13 protein-coding genes and 1 pseudogene are annotated in these 18,625 nt (G+C 48.7%); 2 read left to right on the forward strand and 12 right to left on the reverse strand.

Going from position 1 to position 18,625, the window contains the following annotated elements; all coding sequences use genetic code 11:
• Positions 1-86 precede the first annotated feature (86 nt).
• The 4 genes from mukB to cmoM are packed head-to-tail and all read right to left on the reverse strand — an operon-like array spanning position 87 to position 7,390.
• Positions 87-4,547 carry a chromosome partition protein MukB gene (gene mukB, locus A1OO_RS10040; RefSeq protein ID WP_017002941.1) on the reverse strand — a complete coding sequence of 1,487 codons (4,461 nt, stop codon included), beginning with the start codon at positions 4,545-4,547 and terminating at the stop codon, positions 87-89.
• On the reverse strand, positions 4,544-5,278 hold the full coding sequence (gene mukE / locus A1OO_RS10045) for a chromosome partition protein MukE (protein WP_017002942.1): 735 nt from the start codon (positions 5,276-5,278) through the stop codon (positions 4,544-4,546). Before mukE ends, mukB begins: the two co-directional genes overlap by 4 nt.
• On the reverse strand, positions 5,259-6,581 hold the full coding sequence (gene mukF / locus A1OO_RS10050) for a chromosome partition protein MukF (protein ID WP_016962353.1): 1,323 nt from the start codon (positions 6,579-6,581) through the stop codon (positions 5,259-5,261). Before mukF ends, mukE begins: the two co-directional genes overlap by 20 nt.
• A gap of 26 nt (positions 6,582-6,607) precedes the next feature.
• Entirely contained in the window at positions 6,608-7,390 is a 783-nt protein-coding gene (gene cmoM / locus A1OO_RS10055; RefSeq protein WP_026023799.1) for a tRNA uridine 5-oxyacetic acid(34) methyltransferase CmoM, read from the reverse strand.
• Positions 7,391-7,502: 112 nt separating this feature from the next.
• On the opposite strand from cmoM, the gene elyC reads away from it, so the two are divergent.
• Positions 7,503-8,348 (forward strand): envelope biogenesis factor ElyC, encoded by an 846-nt coding sequence (gene elyC, locus A1OO_RS10060; protein WP_017002943.1) that lies wholly within the window; start codon positions 7,503-7,505, stop codon positions 8,346-8,348.
• Positions 8,349-8,487: 139 nt separating this feature from the next.
• Here elyC and kdsB read toward each other — a convergent pair whose 3' ends face one another.
• The 5 genes and pseudogenes from kdsB to A1OO_RS10085 form a co-directional block, all read right to left on the reverse strand.
• Positions 8,488-9,240 (reverse strand): 3-deoxy-manno-octulosonate cytidylyltransferase, encoded by a 753-nt coding sequence (gene kdsB / locus A1OO_RS10065; RefSeq protein WP_016962358.1) that lies wholly within the window; start codon positions 9,238-9,240, stop codon positions 8,488-8,490.
• The gene (locus A1OO_RS10070) at positions 9,237-9,419 is read right to left on the reverse strand and encodes a Trm112 family protein (protein ID WP_016962359.1); all 183 of its coding nucleotides are present in this window, start codon (positions 9,417-9,419) and stop codon (positions 9,237-9,239) included. Before A1OO_RS10070 ends, kdsB begins: the two co-directional genes overlap by 4 nt.
• Positions 9,400-10,431 (reverse strand): tetraacyldisaccharide 4'-kinase, encoded by a 1,032-nt coding sequence (gene lpxK, locus A1OO_RS10075; protein ID WP_017002944.1) that lies wholly within the window; start codon positions 10,429-10,431, stop codon positions 9,400-9,402. Before lpxK ends, A1OO_RS10070 begins: the two co-directional genes overlap by 20 nt.
• 3 nt (positions 10,432-10,434) lie before the next feature.
• A complete protein-coding gene (msbA, locus tag A1OO_RS10080) occupies positions 10,435-12,189 on the reverse strand; it encodes a lipid A ABC transporter ATP-binding protein/permease MsbA (RefSeq protein WP_016962362.1) in 1,755 nt (584 codons plus the stop codon).
• A 35-nt stretch (positions 12,190-12,224) separates the two neighbouring features.
• Positions 12,225-14,546: pseudogene (locus A1OO_RS10085) on the reverse strand (DNA internalization-related competence protein ComEC/Rec2).
• A 32-nt stretch (positions 14,547-14,578) separates the two neighbouring features.
• Between A1OO_RS10085 and A1OO_RS10090 the strand changes: the two are divergent.
• Complete coding sequence (locus A1OO_RS10090; RefSeq protein WP_016962364.1) at positions 14,579-15,136, forward strand: DUF2062 domain-containing protein; 558 nt, start codon at positions 14,579-14,581, stop codon at positions 15,134-15,136.
• 187 nt (positions 15,137-15,323) lie between these two features.
• Here the strand turns inward: A1OO_RS10090 and lolE are convergent, their stop codons facing one another.
• From lolE to lolC, 3 genes are read right to left on the reverse strand one after another with little or no spacing between them, the layout of a single operon-like run.
• Entirely contained in the window at positions 15,324-16,568 is a 1,245-nt protein-coding gene (gene lolE, locus A1OO_RS10095) for a lipoprotein-releasing ABC transporter permease subunit LolE (protein ID WP_017002947.1), read from the reverse strand.
• Positions 16,565-17,269 (reverse strand): lipoprotein-releasing ABC transporter ATP-binding protein LolD, encoded by a 705-nt coding sequence (gene lolD, locus A1OO_RS10100; RefSeq protein ID WP_016962366.1) that lies wholly within the window; start codon positions 17,267-17,269, stop codon positions 16,565-16,567. The genes lolE and lolD overlap by 4 nt, the downstream gene beginning before the upstream one ends.
• A complete protein-coding gene (lolC, locus tag A1OO_RS10105; protein WP_016962367.1) occupies positions 17,262-18,458 on the reverse strand; it encodes a lipoprotein-releasing ABC transporter permease subunit LolC in 1,197 nt (398 codons plus the stop codon). Before lolC ends, lolD begins: the two co-directional genes overlap by 8 nt.
• Between the last annotated feature and the right edge of the window lie 167 nt (positions 18,459-18,625).

The raw sequence follows: 18,625 nt of genomic DNA on the forward strand, positions 1-18,625 counted from the left end.
AGAAAATTTAGGACTACGCCAAAAAAAGATGAAAAATAGATAAAAAAAGGCCAGCATCGATGCTGGCCTTTTCGATTTCTAGTGGTCTAGTCAACCGCTTCTAAGGTTTCCTGTATTGGCGAGTTCAACTTAGAGACCTCACCAAAACCGCGCAGGCCCACCACATGTACATGTTCTTTATCGTTAAAGATCTTACGCACCAATTTGTACGTTGTACCTTGCTCTGGGCTGATGTTTTCAGGTGCTGCGATAAGAAGCTGCATGTCTAGACGATGGCATAGCTCGAACAGGGTCGAGATAGACTTCGCATCCAAACGGGCTGCTTCATCAAGGAATAGTAGACGACAAGGAATAACATCTTTACCGCGTAGACGGCGAGATTCCTCTTCCCAACTCTGTACCACCATCAACAAGATGGCCTGACCCGTACCAATCGCTTCACCGGTCGACAACGCACCGGATTCAGCACGTAACCAACCGTCAGTGCCACGGTTAACTTCAATACCGAGCTCAAGATAGTTACGGTAATCCAGCAACTCTTCGCCTAGGATCTGCGGCGAACGCTGACCCATATCGATATGCGGATTCAAACGCTGGAACAACTTCGCCATCGCTTCCGAGAAAGTCAAACGGTTGTTGCCGAACAAATCTTGATGTTGTTCGGCATTTTCAGCCAATCCAGCAAGGAGTTGTGCGTGAGTATCACGAATGGATACGTTAAGACGTACGCCTTTGACCTGACCAAAACCTATGTTCGACAAACCTTGGTTCAACAAACGAATGCGGTTCTGTTCACGCTGAATGGTTTTACGAATAATATTCGCCACCGATTCAGAGCTGATCGCCAAGCGCTTCTCGCGCTGGGTAAGCTCTTCAGTGAGGCGACCCAGTTCCACTTCCATTTCTTCGATCGCTTCGACAGGATCGTCTGTACGGATAATGTCGTGGCGAATGCGCTCACGAAGATGCTGATAAACCGCCACGTAGAACAACACTTTTCGCTCAGGACGTGCCATGTCTTCCGACGCGCGCAATGCATCACGCAATGTTTCATTGTCTGCAACAGCGAGACGCAACGCACCGAGTGATTTATCTGACAATGAACGCAGTTCATCGGCTGACATGTAAGCCATTTCACGGCGGTTAAGTTGCTTTTCAACGCCGCTGCTACGCGCAATTTTAAGTACTTCCACCCAACCCGCTTTGGCGTTAACCACGAAAGTACGCAAGTCAGAATACTCTTTGCTCACTTTCTTCAGCGTTTTGAGCAGCGACTTCATTTCCAGTTCAATGGAAGTGAGGCCTTTTTCAAGTTCACTCTTACGTTGACGAGACTGAGACAGTTGCGCATTCAATTCATCACGACGAATGCGGGCACGTTCTTCTGCTTCAACATCGGCGCGAACACCAAGTTCAACCAATTCACGCTTGAATTCTGCCACCGTTTCTTGCTTCGCTTGATGAGAGCTTTTCAGTGATGCTAGCAGTTGGTTGTATTGGTTAACTTGATCGCGAACCTGTTTAACGTGCTCACGTGAACGAGCACGCGCACGTTCAGCATCAATCAATTTCGCTTTCAGCTGTTCATTCAGCTCACTGCTCTTATCAAGCAGTGCGACGGCATCTTGATAACCGAAGTGATGACGACGCTCGACCAAATCAGACAGCGCAAACAGCTTCTTCTTGAGAAGTTGCAACGCCTGATCAGCCTGCAAATACGATTCATTCAGTGCATCAAATTGTTCTGGGTCAGCGTCCAGAGCCGACACTAGCGGCTCTAGCTCAGCCAGCGCTTTACCGTGTTCACGGGTAAAGTGACGCGCTTCGTCCGCTTGCGACAAACGCAGTACCAACTCTTGAAGGCGCGCTTCAATCGTTTCGTCTTCCAGTGCATTCACCACATGCTGAAGCTTGTTCAGCAGCGCGATGGCTTCTTTTGCACCAGTTAGCTGACTACGAACCTGTTGTTCGTTATCACGCAGTTGACCTAATTGACGCTGAACGCTGTTGCGTTGTTCGCGCAATGCTTTCAATGCGGCTTCTGGATCTTCGTTAAACGCCACGTTCATGTGGTGAGAAACGAACTGGTTAAAACTTTGGCTCAAACGCTGTAGCTTCTGCGCATCAAAAGAGGCTTTTGCGTAGTCTTCTACCAACTCTTCACGCTTCTCACGCAGATTCTCTAGGCGATGTTCACGCGCAGCGCGACCAAACAACGGCACTTTCGGGAAACGAGAATAGCGAAGCTGGCGGTCATTAAGGTGAACGCAAACCGCCCCATCCATTTCGTCTGCATCAAAAACGTTATCGTCAAAACCGTCAGTCTCACCTTCAATCACATAAAGATCATCTGGGCAATCATCGATATCAACCAGTTTCTCTTTAATGCCTTTCAGATCAGGAACCACAATGGCATGACGCGCCGGGCCGTACAACGCAGAAAAGTACGGCGCATCTTCCATCGTGATGTCATCGTAAATCTCAGAAAGCAGCGTACCACCCAGGGTGTCGGCCAGTGATTGCAAACGCGCATCGCCGCTGCCACCCGGTTGTGCCAAACGTTCAATTTCCGCTTCTAGTGCTTGTTTCTCAGCAGCCAGCTTGTCGCGGGTATCCAATGTTTGACGCTCTTTCACCATCACTTTTTGCATTGTGTCGAGAACGGCTTGGTTGTCGTACAAGGTTTCGCCAGACTGATCCGCTAGCTTTTCTAATGCTTCTTGCGCTGCGATCCATGCAGGCGCGACTTTTTCGAAATCAGCGACTTTGACGTTAATTTCGTTCTCGTTTCGTTGCAATTCGCGTACTTTTTCAGCTTGCTCGCCAACCGCTTCTTCAGCTGTCTCTAGACGTGCTTGCTGACGCGCCATTTCCAACTCGGCCAACTCTTCTGACTCAACCGCCGTATTAAACTGACGCTGATATTGCTCAGACAGTGTTTTTGCCTGCTGGAAGCTACGCATTTGACGCTCAAGGTCGCGATGCTGTGCACTCAACTGATCGGTATTGTTAGCAAGGTTTGCAAACTCACGGCCTTTGGTCATCACTTCACGCGCTTTAACACCCGCATCTTGACGTGATACATCACCCGCAATGCTGCGCACTATTGCTAAACCACGTTCAAATTGTTTTGCTGCCGCCGATGACAAATCCAGCTTGTGTTTCAAGCTAAGCAGTTCGCTGGTTTGCGTTTCTTCGTCGGCTTTAAGTGCACCCAGTATTTCAGCGGCATTGTGCTGCTGAAGTGCATCATTGCCTGTCAAATCTTGCGCTTTCTCGAGCGCTTTAACAGCCTGTTGATACTGAAGCGCACGGGTTTGCTGCATATCCAGCGCTTGTTGATAATCCGCCAGTTGCGTTTTTAGGCTATCAACTTCTTCTTCGCTGAGATGGGCTTGCTCTTCGGCGATCGCCAGTTGTTCAGTGGCTTCTTCCACCACCATCATTTGTTCTTCAAGACGAACCGCAAGCTCTTCCAAATCTTCTTGGTAGCGCTCGACTTTCTCTTGTTGGCGAACGGCTGTCTGAACCAATTGCAGGTGATCAGACGCCGCTTGATAATCTTGCTCTAAGTGAGCTTGACCGTCTGTTAACACATCAAGTTCGTCGGTCATGCGACCAAACGTACCTTGAAAATCATTAAGCTGACGACGAGAACCCAGTAGCTCACCACGACGTTGCAATGCCAGCTCGAGTTTCTTACGACGCTCGTTGGCATGACGCATGTAGTCAGACGCCACATAGTTGGTCGATTCAGTGATCAGGTGCTTGAACAAATCACGGTCACGTTGCGTCAGCTTGATGGCTTCTAGCGTCATGCGGTTTTCGCGAAGCGCCACTTCCATATCTTGGAACGCTTTCTTCACACCACCGTTTTGCGGCAACAGATAATCACGCAGTGATTTGGTGATCGCACTTGAAATACCACCATAAAGCGAGGCTTCAATCAGGCGATAGAACTTAGAACGGTCGGTTTGATTACGCAGCTTTTTCGGCAATGCGCCAAGCTCAAACATTTGCGCGTGATAATCAGTCACAGACGTAAACGCTTTGTAGTGCGCGGTTTCGTATTCTGCTAACGAATCTTTGACGTCGTTTAACTGGCGCACACGCACCTGATTAGCCGACACGTTCTCAATCAAAATGTCGGTTGGCTTAACGTGTGAAGGCAAGCCTTGAATGATGAAAGGTTTAATATCGACCTTTTTGTCACGACCCGCTACTTGCTGCAAACGCACACCAAACAGAACGCGTTGATTGCGTGAGTTCACCACATCAAGCGCTGCGTAACAGGCACCCGGTTTGAGTTTGCCGTGTAAGCCTTTATCACGAGACGCCGTTGAACTGCCCGCTTCCGTGGTGTTACGGAAGTGAAGCAGGCTTTGGTCTGGGATCATGGCTGTGATAAATGCGGCCATCGTGGTCGATTTACCGGCACCGTTACCCCCTGACAGCGTGGTGACCAGATTATCAATGTCAAAGGTGCGGGCAAAGAAGCCGTTCCAGTTGACCATGGTCAGCGATTGAAATTTACCGCGCTGGATCATGCTTGAACCTCCTGATCATCGATTGTTGATTCGTCGACTTCAAACTCATCGTTCTCTTCATCATTGAGCAGGCTCGACTGCGCATGTTCTTGCAAGTGAACAACGGCTTCGCCATCTCGAATCAAACGCAATTGCGCTTCACGAGCATCATCACCAGAACGTACGTCTGCACCAAAGCGGAATGTGGCTTCACTAACGCGGAATTTTCCGCTCTCACCAATTGGCACAATCATGCCGAGGCGACGAAGACGGCGCAGTGCCGTTTTCACCTTGTCATACAACTTGTCACGATCAAGGTCTGAACCGCTGGCGCGCAATGTCACCAACTTCATCAGTTTTTTCTCATCCGCCAAGCTGAGGAGTTCATCAAATAACTCTTGGGTGGTGAAAATACCTTCCTGCGCCAAACGTTCAGGGCTCAGGTAAAGGAAACACAACACCTTACCCACCAGCATGTCTAGCTCAGACAGAACACTTCGGCCTATCAATGAAGTAGAACGAGGACGCAGGTAGAAAAAGCCTTCTGGCGCACGCACTAATTCAGCGTTGTAGCGCTGATAAAAATGCTGCAGCGGCATTTCAAACTCAATCAGATAAGCGTGGTTATCCAAATCTTCGCTGGCAATATGGCGGCCAGCACGCAGCGTGCTATCCAATGCAGGAAACAAAGGATTGGCAATCGCTTTCGCCAGTTCCTCTGGCATAAATTCTTCAATATTTATCGATGACATTCGCTTGTACCTTGGCTCCATATTCGTTAATTGCCTGCCAATCCGGTTGGATCGCGTTTAGATCAGATTGTGAATAACCCAGGCGTACGGCCTGATTAATCACGATTCGAGCCAAATCAAAATGGCGTGCTTGTGGGTGTTGAGCCAGATAGTTTTTCAAAACAACGCCCAAATCGATGCCTTCGCCTGTCGTACGATGGCGAGATAACATGTCACCGATTTGATCGCCCAATTGGTCGCTAACCACAGTGAGTTCTTCAAACTCGACCTCTGCGGGCATTTCGCCCATCACTTCGTCATCACGAAGCACTAACGCCTCATCACGCATATCACGTAGGCGCTCGGCATCCGCATAGGTCAGGAACCACGGGCTATCGAAGTATTCTGTCACCGACTGACGTAAACGCTGGCTAAACGCGCGGTTTTTGTCCATGTCGATGGCATTACGAATAAATTTGTGTACGTGGCGGTCGTAACCGATCCACAGGTCAATCGCTTGCTGGCCCCAGTTAATAATGCGATCTAGCTTCATTTGCAGGTTGTAGAGCATGGCATCAACGAAATCGAGATCGTCGCGACCGAGCACTTGTTCCTGAATATTCAGAAGCTGGGTTTGCAATTGATCACCCGCAGATTGCAAGGTGTCTTGCAGTTCACGCAGCGTGCTGGAGGTTTCATTCAGCAATTGCTCACAGTTGGCAATGGCGGCTTGCCAGTCTTGGTTTAACAGCTCAGCAATATCGCTTTTTACTTTCTGCTGCTGTTCGTCCATGGTGCGCTGATTCAAGTCGATACGGTCGAAAATCTCGGCCACAGAGTACTTGAGCACGCCATAAACATTTTTGCGCCAAAAGTCTGCATCGCCATCTTCAGAAGCCGCCGACAATGCTTTGTCGATCTCGTCTGCAACCATTGAAAGCTGAATGGACAGCTTCAATGAGCTGTATTCGCGATGACGCGCGTAATAATCGCTGATACCCAGTGCAAGCGGTGTAAGACGATAGATGCTCGCACCGTCTGTCAGTTCGCTGGTAAAGCGACTGATCAGGCGGCTACGCACCAAATCGTTAATGGCATTGTTCGCGCGAAAGGCAATCGTTTCGCTAGCTTGATCGAATTGGTCACTCACAATGCGAAATGCATCGACAAGTTCCCCTTCCCCTAGCTCCTCCTCATATCGCTCGCTGCTTAAGACTGCAACGGCAAGGAGAAATGCCAGCCGTTCCGGCGGCAGATTGAGAGAGAAGTCGTTCTGTTTCACCCAACCAACCAACTCAGGAACAGTCTGAGAGAATTCGCTCATCCGTAATCCTTGTTGTCTATTTCTAATTATTTATCGAGAGGTCTTTGCGCCCAAACATGGATGTAGCGACCTAACGATATAAAAGGTTCCTGACGGCAGAGCTTTTGCTCCATCGCCACAACCTGTTCAAAGGTGTATTCGCCCATTCTTGTGTCTTTCATATAGTCATGGAACGTGCGTACACCGCTTTTTCCCAAAATAGTAAACCCAGCCTCTTCTATCCACTGGTAAACATCTTCAGGTGGAAGACCTTTTTGAGGCTGAAGCTTGAAGCGTTTTCTGTGCGGCATCCCCTCTTCCACATGGGTGAGGTTGCCGCAAATCAAATTCTTGAACAGCAGGCCATTTTGGTTGTAGAACATCACTGACGCAATGCCACCAGGCTTTACTTGCGAAAGTATGACATTCAGCGCTTCATGCGGATCAGCCAACCATTCCATCACTGCATGAAAAAGCACCAAGTCGGCCTTTTTATCCATATGCTGTGCGATTTCCTGCACGGGCGCATGAACGAAGCGATAGTGCGGCAGAAGCCCTGCCGCATCGATATCTTTTTCCGCCAACTCGAGCATCTGTGAAGAAAGATCACACAAGGTGACGTGATGACCGCGCAGGGCGACTTGCTGCGAAAGCTGCGCCAACCCGCCTCCGGCATCCAAAATGTCCAGTGGTTTGGATTCACCCAGCCGTCTTAAAATTGATTCGAGATCTTGCCAAACAACGGCTTGGCGGATTTCTCCCTTGCCGGAACCGTAAATGTTTTTAACAAATTTGTGGGCAATGTCGTCGAAATTTCTATCCTCAGTCACAGCGCCTTCGTTATCATATTCAGTAAGGGGGTTATTTTCGCATAAGACTGCCGTTAATAAAGGTTTGTTGTACTTATTGGCCCCTGTTTGACTATATTTCGGGCGACATTTCATGTTTGAACTAAAAAAACTCGTATCAACTTTACTGATGCCCCTGCCTGCGCTACTGCTTATCGGATTTTTTGGCCTTTTTTTGATTTGGTTCACGCAGCGTAAAGGGTTCGGCTCGTTCTTAGTATTTGTTTCACTATTGTTAATCGGACTGGTGTCTTTCCAGCCATTATCTTCATCGCTGTTAATGAAGTTAGAAAGACAACACACCCAGTTTCTCGCCCCAGAAGAACCTGTCGAATACGTCATGGTGCTGGGACACGGACATGTTGTAGATGATGAGATACCGCCAACGTCAGAATTGTCACGTGTGGCACTGATGCGATTGGTGGAAGGCATTCGTATTCACTTTATGTATCCAACGTCAAAACTGATCCTATCTGGCTATGATGGCGGATATGAAGTGAGCCATGCTCGTATGCTGGCCCGCGTTGCAATGGCAATGGGTGTGAATAAGAACAATATTCTCTTGCTGGAAACCGCAAAGGACACGTGGGAGGAGGCATTTCAAGCAGCGTCGGTGGTCGGTCAAAGCAATTTGGTGCTAGTGACATCCGCGAGCCATATGCCTCGTGCACTGTATGACTTCCAAACTGCTGGCCTAGATCCTATTCCGGCGCCAACAAATTACATGGCACAGAAAGAGATTCAGCAACCTTGGATAAAATACAGTCCTCGTGCGCAGTATCTCGAACAATTTGAACGCTTCTGGCATGAGCGCTTAGGGCAGTTATGGCAACGTCTACGCGATAAAGTCGCGCAGCAGCAAGATGAGTTTCAGGGTGACCCTGTGACCTCTCCAGAGACTGCTCCTGACCTTCAACTTGAATCCGTGCCAGCAAACTAAATGGTTATAACAAGCTGTAAACGAAAAAAAGAGCTGCCCTGAGGCAGCTCTTTTTTATTGTTAGCCTTGCTTGTGGCTGGCGCGTTTTACGTGTCACACGTTACCCAAAACCTGTTACCCGAAACCTCTGCTGCAGCCTCTAAAGGTTTGCAACGAACTCACGCACTGCTTCAAGATCTTCTGGCGTATCTACCCCTGCTGGCGGCACTTCAATCGCGACATCAACGTGGATTTTTTCGCCATACCAAAGTACGCGCAGTTGCTCCAAACACTCAATGTGCTCAATCGGGCTCGGTGCCCAGTTGATGTAGGTGTTAATAAAGCCTGCACGATAACCGTAGATACCAATATGGCGTTTGAGATTATGGTGAATTTCAGCAGGCACTTTGGCGAAATTATCGCGATCCCATGGGATAGACGCACGGCTGAAATACAATGCATAGCCGTCTTTGTCCGTCACCACTTTCACCGCATTCGGATTGAACACGTCATCGGCGTGATCAATGTTCACGGCAAGTGTGGCCATCGGTGCTTCGCTTTTGGCAAGGTTCTCTGCAACCTGGCGAATCACACTCGGCGGAATGAGTGGCTCATCGCCCTGAACATTGATAATGATCTCGTTCGCATCGAGATTATATTTTTCAACAACTTCAGCAAGACGCTCAGTACCAGATTGGTGATCTTCACGGGTCATGCACACTTCTGCACCAAAGGCATTTGCAGCATCAACAATACGCTGATCATCGGTTGCGATAATCACTTTGTCGGCACCCGACTTCATGGCTTGCTCGTAAACCCATTGGATCATGGGTTTGCCGCCAATATCTACCAGCGGCTTTGCAGGTAAACGACTGGACGCGTACCGAGCAGGGATCACCACGGTGAATTTCATTGCTTAACCTCGTCCGATGACATTTCACGCGCTTCCGTCGTTAGCATCACAGGAATGCCATCGCAGATCGGATACGCCAAACGGTCAAACTTACAAACCAACTCATTCTTTTCTTTGTTGTAGTTGAGCTTTCCCTTACACGCAGGGCAAGCGACGATTTCAAGCAGTCGGTGATCCATATCCATCCTTCACTTTCTTAATGGTATTTATTACGTTGGCAGTATCGTCCGCATTGAAACTCGCATCAACGGGCAAATACCACCAATTCTCAATTTCTGGGTGCTGTTGCAACATTGCGCGGCATTTGACGGCATCTTTTTCTGTCATCAGTAAATGCTCGCCTTTCTGCGCTAACGCCGCGAGTTGATCAAACTCAAAGGCTTTGTGGTCTGCGAACGGCTCACAATGAATAAGTGTCAGCCCTAGATCGTTAAGCGTATTGAAAAATCGTTGAGGGTTACCAATACCGGCCATCGCCACCGCATTATTGATACTGCTGGCGACGATGCGTTGACCCGTTTTCAGGTTAACCAACTCGCAGGGGGCTAACGTCATGGCTATTTCACCAGACGATACCGAAGTGCCATTGCAAATGACAAAGTCTACGTCGTTTAGACGATCAGTTTGCTCTCGCAGTGGTCCAAGCGGCATGTAGTAACCATTGCCGAAGCGTCTCTCGCCATCGACAACCACAAACTCAATGTCTCGCGCCAATTTATAGTGTTGAAGCCCGTCATCAGTGATCACGATATCAACACCAAGAGGCAGCAGCGCTTTAACGGCATCACTACGAACAGGTGAAATTGCAACCGGTGCGCCAGTGCGTTGATAGATCAACACAGGCTCATCGCCGGCGATATCGGTGCTGGTTTTATCATTGAGCACTAATGGATAATGTGTTGCTTTGCCGCCATAGCCACGAGACACCACGCCCGGATTCATTCCCAAGGCTTTTAGTTGCTCCACCAGCCAAATAACAACAGGGGTTTTTCCATTGCCACCGACTGTGATGTTGCCCACCACGATGACAGGAACTGGGGCTTTATAAGCGCCATTGCTATCATCAAGAAATGCCTTGCGACGCTGACGAGCAATGGCACCAAACACCTTGCTCAGCGGCCACAGCAGTGGCGCGCCAATCCATCCTAGCGGGTGGTTTTCAAACCAAATTTTATCTACCAAACCCGCCAAGCGTTAATCTCCAAACTGGATTCGGTATAGTTGCGCATAAGCACCGTCTTTTTCCATCAACGCGGTATGGTTACCGCGTTCAACAATTTCGCCTTCATCGACCACCAAAATTTCATCGGCGTTTTCAATGGTCGACAAACGGTGTGCAATGACCAATACGGTGCGATCTTTTTGCAGCTCGTCAAGGGCTGCCTGAATCGCGCGTTCAGATTCCGTATCCAGTGCTGAGGTCGCTTCATCGAGGATCAGTACAGGTGCATCGCGTAACAAGGCACGTGCAATCGCAATGCGCTGACGCTGACCACCAGATAAGCTCACCCCGTTTTCACCAATAACCGTATCAAAACCTTGTTCCATGTTTTGAATGAAATCACTCGCGTAAGCCAGCTCTGCGGCGCGTTCTATTTCTTCCCGCGTGTATTCGCCTGCTGCGGCATACGCGATATTATTGGCGATACTATCGTTAAACAAGTGAACATTTTGAGAAACAATGGCTACCTGATCACGAAGGTTATTCAGGGTGTAATCCTCAATTCGCACGTTATCAATCGTGATATCGCCGCCATTAATATCATAAAAACGCGTCAGCAAATTGGCGATGGTACTTTTGCCTGAACCTGAGCGCCCAACTAGGGCTAAGGTTTTGCCGGCTTCCAGCTCAAAACTCACTTTGTTCAATGCTGGGGTATCTTTGGTTGGATAAGTAAACACCACATCTTTGACATGGATGTCCCCTTTCACACGTGCAACTTCATGGCTACCGTTGTCTTTCTCAGTTTCCATTTCCATCAATTCAAACAAGCTGTTACACGCCGCCATACCACGTTGGAACTGTGATGTCACATTGGTCAGTGCCTTCAAAGGGCGCATCAAACCAAACATCGCACCAAACACCACTGCAAATGTACCCGCAGTCAACTCTGAGCGAATAGCCTCAGTGTTTGCCAGCATGAGAACCACAACAAGCGCAAAAGAGGCGATAAGCTGGATAACAGGGTTAGCAATGGCCTGCGCTGACACCAACTTCATGGTTTGCTGACGCATACCATTACTGACATCTTCAAAGCGTGCTTTTTCAACTTCCTGACCACCAAAGCTCAATACCACTTTATGGCCTTTCAGCATTTGCTCTGCTGACGAGGTCACTGACCCCATGGCTTCTTGCATATTGGATGAAATTTTACGGAAGCGTTTTGATACAAAACCAATCGCCCACGCTACCACAGGTGCGATGACGAGTAAGATTGCCGAAAGTTCCCAGCTGTAGTAGAACATCAGGGTCATCAAACCAATGATTGACGCACCTTCACGAACAAGACTGACCAATGCGCCACTGGTGGCGTTAGCAACTTGTTCTGAGTCATAAGTGATGCGCGACAGCAATGCACCGGAAGATTCTTTATCAAAGAAGCTCACAGGCATCTTCATAAAATGGTTAAACATGCGACGGCGCATCACCATCACGACGTTACCGGACACCCAAGAAAGACCGTAGGTGGAAACGAAACTGGATGCGCCTCGAATGAGCATTAGGCCAACAAGATAAAAAGGCATCATCTTAAGGAAATCACCATCAACGCTGTCGTAGGTAAAGCCTTCATCGAGCAACGGCTTTATCATAGAGAGCATCAAGGTGTCACTTGCCGCGTTGATCACCAACGCGATGATGGCAACCACCAACCCTAGTTTGTAATTGGCAATATAGGGCCACAGTGCTTTGAACGTTTCCCGAGTGGTTTTATCTTGGTAATTTGACATTTTATTTGCTTATATTTCTGCAAGTAGCGGGCATTCTACTCTTTTCTTTTGGGTGCTCCAAACTTCTTACGGTACCAATATGGCTCCAGATCAAGACGATGACTAAGAACACGCCACCCCTTGCTGGAAAAACGCACACTCACCTGACCATGCTTACCTGTTTCGTACCACGCGATATTTCGCTGATGATAGCGGGCGACAACGTCAGGATTTGGCAAATTCCAGGGTGTATATCGCCCCGTCGAAGCAATAGCTGCCTTTGGGCGAACATGGTCAATGAATAATGCTGAAGAAGAGGTTTTGCTACCGTGGTGGGGAACGATGAGGACTTGAGCATCCAGGTCATCATTTTGCTCAACCAAATAGTCCTCACCTTTGGCCGGTAAATCTCCCGTCAACAAAACTGCGTTCTCCCCATCCGAGACACGAATAACACAGGAGTCGGGATTTCTCGCCTCATCGACAAGCATCAGTGGATACAACACGTCGAAATCCAGCCCTTTCCAACGCCATGTCTCTCCACGTTTACAAGGCAGAAACGCCGCGTTATTTTCACTGGCTCTCACCCATTGAGGGCCTATTTGAGCGATCACCCATTCAGCACCGCCCGCATGGTCATTATCACGGTGACTTAGAATAAGCCCCACCAACGCGCTTCCTCGGGATTGCAGAACGGAATAAACAACACTTTCTGCGATGCTGCTCGATGTCCATGCCGCGCCTGTGTCGTACAGAATTGCCTCGCCGTCTTTTTCAATCAATACCGCCAAGCCATGACCAACATCAAGTACATCGACGCGCCAATCAGCATTGTTGTTAGTGCTTCTGCCCCATGTCAGCAGAATCATGGCGACAACACCCAATAGCACCAAAGACCGCCTCACGTTCAACATCGTGACTAACACAACAAAGAGAATAACAACCATCAACCACATACCTGACAGTCGCCCAATCTCCAGCCATCCCAAGGCGACGGTATCTAAAGCCAACAACAAAGGAGACAAAGAAAGGTCAGCCGCAGTCCATACCCAAGTGGCAGGCATAAACGGCGAAAGTATCAGCGCTATCAAAATAAGAGGAACAGTGACCAAGCTAACGAGAGGGACTGCGATCAGGTTGTAAACAATGGCGGTCATGCTTATGCCACCAAACCACGCCCACATAAACGGCAACATGCCGAGCGTGAGAAAAACCTGCATTCGCCACAGCAAAAGAAAGTAGCGTTTAATCAACGCACACGATGTTGCTAACCCCCCGCCTTTACTTCCATCGATGTCCTCACCTGTCATATCTTTATCTTCACGTCTCTCGCCAGTCATAGACATGATACAAAGCACAAACACTGCGCCAAAAGAAAGCCAAAAGCTGGCAGAAAAAATCGATAGCGGATCGGAAATTAATACCACCGTCAGCACAATCAAGAAGGTGTTAAAAGGACTGACGCTGAACCCGGTCTAACGAACCAACGAAAAGGTCACTAGCGCAATCAATGCGCGCTGTGCCGTCATAGTAAAACCGGCCACCCATGCATATCCGAATGCACACAATAGCCCCACCAATGCGGCTAACCACAGCGCATTGTCACGGCGACGGACAATCGGTAATAACAGCTTAGTGACCCTGTCACCAAAAAAGAACGCCAGTCCAATATGAAGGCCAGAAATAGCCAACAGGTGCGCAAGCCCTGTATCTCTGAGTTGTGTCCAATCAACGCGTTGAAGCAACGAGCGCTCACCAAATGCAAGTGCCACCAAATATCGCGACGACGGTAAATTCCCTAACTCAATTTGTATTTTTTCAAATAGCTGCTGCCGATATGAGGAAGTATCGTCTATGATCTTTGCGGTGAGCACGGTGCCTTTGGAATGAATGTGTCGAGACAAAAAATAGGTCTCTGCATCAAAGCCTGCTTCGTTCAAGCGTCCATACGGCTCTCGCAATCTTGCCGTGATTTCCCAGCGCTGTCCTTGCTTTACAGGTTCTTCACTTCGCCAGTAAAGTCGCACCCGAAACGTCTCAAAAGTGGTCAGTTTGCGTCCATTCACTGTGTCCACATCAAAGATTACACTTGTTTGCAATTTTTCAGTGGTAAAAAGGCTGCCAACTTTCCCTGCTATGGTAGTATTCTGAGCCACTGTCAGAGCGGAAATGGTTTTGTATTTAAACAGTGCCGCAGAGCTGGATGCCACTAGACAGCCAAGGGTGAGACCAATGAAAAACACGGAAACGTGCTTTCTTAGGGCGAGCAGAATGACAAGAAAAAAGAAAGAAGCCACCGCCAAGGTGCTGATTTCTGGAATGTCTGGCCACCATTTGAGCGTGACTATAGCCACCACGATACCGAGCAATACTTTCATGCTGGTATCGATTCCGTGTGAAAAGAATACCTATGCCAAGAAAAATATTTAAAAAGTTTCTTCCCAGACACGACGTGATTCGCAAACAAAAAGCGCTCGCGGTCTTTGGCAATCTGCTTTATGACCCGAACCTTTGGTGCTTGAATCGACGCTCTGCATCCGGTGCATTCGCCGTTGGCCTTTTTATGGCTTTTATTCCCCTTCCCAGCCAAATGATCATGGCGGCAGGTCTTGCCATCATGTTTGGGGTTAATTTGCCCCTGTCGATTGCGTTGGTTTGGATCACCAACCCCATCACCATGCCTGTGATTTTTTATGGCTCCTACAAGGTGGGAGCATGGTTGCTGGGAACACCCAATATTCATTTTCATTTTGAACTGACGTGGGATTTCCTGTTTAGTCAAATGAATCAGATTGGCCCTCCATTCCTGCTCGGTTGTTTAGTCTGTGGGATTTTCTTTGCCATCGTTGGCTATTTTGGTGTTCAAGGGCTTTGGCGTTATTCAGTCGTAAGAAGCTGGCAAAAACGTCGTTTGCGATTACCAAAAATGAAATCACTAAAGAGAAAGAGCCGAGACATACCTGAGTAACCTCACAGTCAATGAGCACTCAGCAGCAGATACAAAAATACCCCGCAATGGCGGGGTATTTTTTTAATTATTCATCGGCTGCGACAGATTAGACGCTGTTATATCTATTCTCTGTAACTTGATGATATATCAATGGGATATCATCGAAGTAATCAAAAGACTTGGTGCATAATCTATTCACTAAACACTACCTCGCACTCAATACCGATGCCGGTTGTAGTTTGCAGGCACGTTGAGCCGGATACCACGTCGCCAAAAGACTCAACACCACCGCTGTCACAGACACCATCAACACATCGCTGTAATGCAGTTCAGTCGGCAAGAAGTCCACAAAGTAGATGTCGCCTGAGAGAAAGTCTTGCCCCGTTAAGCGTTCAATGCCGCCCACGATAGTGGTGAGATTAAGCGCAATCAAGCACCCTGCCACCGAGCCAATCAAGCTACCAAACAAACCAGACAGCAAGCCATGCCAGACGAAAATAGATCGAATCAATCCATCTTTTGCGCCCATGGTACGCAACACAGCCACGTCTGCTGCGCGGTCTTTCACCGCCATCATGAGCGTCGAAACAATGTTAAAACAGGCGACGCCGATCACGAGCACCATGACCAGATACATAATGGCTCGCACCATTTGGATATCGCGATAAAGGAAGCCGTATTCCTGCGTCCAGTTTTTAAGGTACACATACTCTTTCAGCGTTTGGCCCACCTCACGCACAATGCTTCTGGCATCCAAAGGATCGCTCAGTTTCAACGCCACGCCAGATACCGCTTCACCCATGCCAAGGTATTGCTGTGCATCTTGAATTGGAATTAAGGCCAGCCCGTGATCGACCTGTCCTCCCAAGCTCAGAATCCCCGATACTTGGAGGCGAATACGTTTTGGCGCTCGCAGCTTAAGCTCAGGATCAGGAGAAGGCACCAGCGCGGTGAGCCAGTCGCCTTTTTTAACCTTCAACGCATCAGCAATGCCTTTACCCAGCACAACTGAATTATTTCCTGCCGTGAGTGACGCCCAGCCATCCCCCAGTACATAGTCGCTAATACTGCTGACGTTGGCTTCTTGTGACGGGTCGATCCCACGGAGCTGAACGGGCTTAAGGTTTACACCTTTTTCCAACAGCGCCGTCAAGGTGACATAAGGCGCTCCCGCCACCACTCGTGGATTCGCAACGGCGGTTTCTTGCATTTCTTCCCACGCATTGACGGGTGTATTCACGCCCTCAAGTTGCGCATGTGGGATCACGGCTAACACGCGATTATTCAGCTCGCGCTCAAAACCATTCATGGCTGACAGCCCAACAATGATCACCATCACGCCCACCGAGATACCAATCATGGAAGACACAGAGATAAATGACACCAGCTTGTTGCGGCGCTTCGCTTTACTGAATCGACGCCCAATAAACAGCGCTAACGGTTCAATCATGGTGCGACGGCCTCTGGCTGTTGCTGCTCAACAAACTGACCATCCAACATCGATAACTGCCGATCCATCTTGCTCGCCAGTTCCTTATCGTGCGTGACCACCAAGAATGCCGTATTAAATTCACGATTTAGCTGACGCATCAAATCATAAATATCTAACGCCGTTTTATGATCGAGATTGCCGGTCGGCTCATCAGCCAGCACCAACGCAGGACGATTAACCACGGCGCGCGCAATCGCAACACGCTGGCGCTCACCGCCAGACAGTTCGGAAGGTCTGTGCTCTGCGCGATGCGCCATACTCACCGCTTCCAGTATCTCCAATGCACGGCGCTTTGCTTCCACCGGTTTTTCTCCGCCAATCATCAACGGCATCGCCACATTTTCCAACGCGGTAAAATCCGCCAAAAGATGATGGAACTGGTAAATAAAACCGATATTACGATTGCGCAGTGTGGCCTGCTCAGAGGCGCGCATTTTGATCAAATCTTTCCCATCAAAATGCACCGTACCTTCAGTCAAGGTATCCAATGCACCCAATATGTGGAGCAAGGTGCTCTTACCTGAGCCAGACGCACCCACAATCGCTACCAGTTCGCCTTTATCAATCGAAAAAGACACACCTTTCAACACCTGAGTATTCAACTCGCCTTCTTGATAGGTTTTAACGACGTTTGAACAGGTTAACAATGCATTACTCATAGCGAAGCGCCTCAGCTGGACGAACAGAAGCCGCCTTAAATGACGGGAACAAAGTAGCAAGAAGACTGAGCACAATCGCGCCCAAGACAACAGATAGAATCTGTTCAGGTTTCACAACAACAGGCAGTGCTATGCCGTTACCTAGCAAGCTAACATTAAAAAGGTGCATAATTTCATTGATGTTAATGGCCAACAGCGTACCCGACAGACCACCAAGCATGGCGCCAATCACACCACTGCTCGCCCCCTGAACCACGAAAAGCGCCACGATGTTTTTCTGGGTCATGCCTTGTGTTTTCAATATCGCCACTTCCGATTGCTTTTCCATTACGACCATAATCAATGCTGAAATGATGTTAAATGCCGCCACCAAGATGATCAGGCTTAGCATTAAGCCCATCATGTTTTTTTCCATCTTCACCGCTTGGAATAACTCGCCGCGCAGTTCTCGCCAATCTGACCATTCATAACCCATGGTTTCTGCCACTTGCTTAAGAGTCGGCACGTCGAATGGGTCTGTGATGAAAAGACGAAGATCGGCAGGTTGTGAGCGAGGTAGGCGCATCAATCTCGCCACATCATTCAAGTTGGCAAACATAAGTTGACCGTCAACATCCGTTGCAGTGTCATAGATACCAGTGACAGTAAAATTTCGCTGAGAAGGGATACGCCCCACAGGCGTAAACTGACTTGCACTCGTGATCATCACACGGACCTTATCGCCGACTGAAACGTCTAGCGAGCGCGCGGTTTTTCGCCCCAGCACAAGGTTATAACTGCCCGGAAGCAACTGATCAAATGAGCCTCGAACCATAAACTCTCGAATAGGTTCAGGACTACCAGGGTCAACACCCAACAAGCGTCCTGCTCCGATAGATACAGGGCTTTGCACCACCGCATCCGTGCTCACGATGGGCGCAGTATCAACCACACTCTCCCACTTAGCGATCGTATTAACATCCGGCGCTAACTCTGAGTCACCAGAAATAACCGCTTGAGGAATGACCCCCAAAATACGGTGTTTCAGTTGCCCTTCGAAGCCATTCATCACGGATAACACAGTGATCAACGCCATCACACCAATTGTGATACCTGCGGTCGACATGTACGACACAAACCGCCCAAACTTATCACCTGATCGCCCGCGCAGATAACGCAGACCAATAAACACCGATAACGGGTGAAACATAAATTGAATTCTCAACGAGTGATTCAGTCTGCTTGGTAGACACCCAAGTATAAACACCGCAGCAGACCGTTAAATTTCGAGTGTAATGAGTTGCAAGAATACCTTTTAGGTCAGCGGATTGCCACGAAACGCCGACTCACAATCAGCGGTTAGGCGCTTTTTCGGGC

Origin of the sequence: Enterovibrio norvegicus FF-33, from assembly GCF_000286835.2 — a bacterium.
GTDB lineage: Bacteria > Pseudomonadota > Gammaproteobacteria > Enterobacterales > Vibrionaceae > Enterovibrio > Enterovibrio norvegicus_A.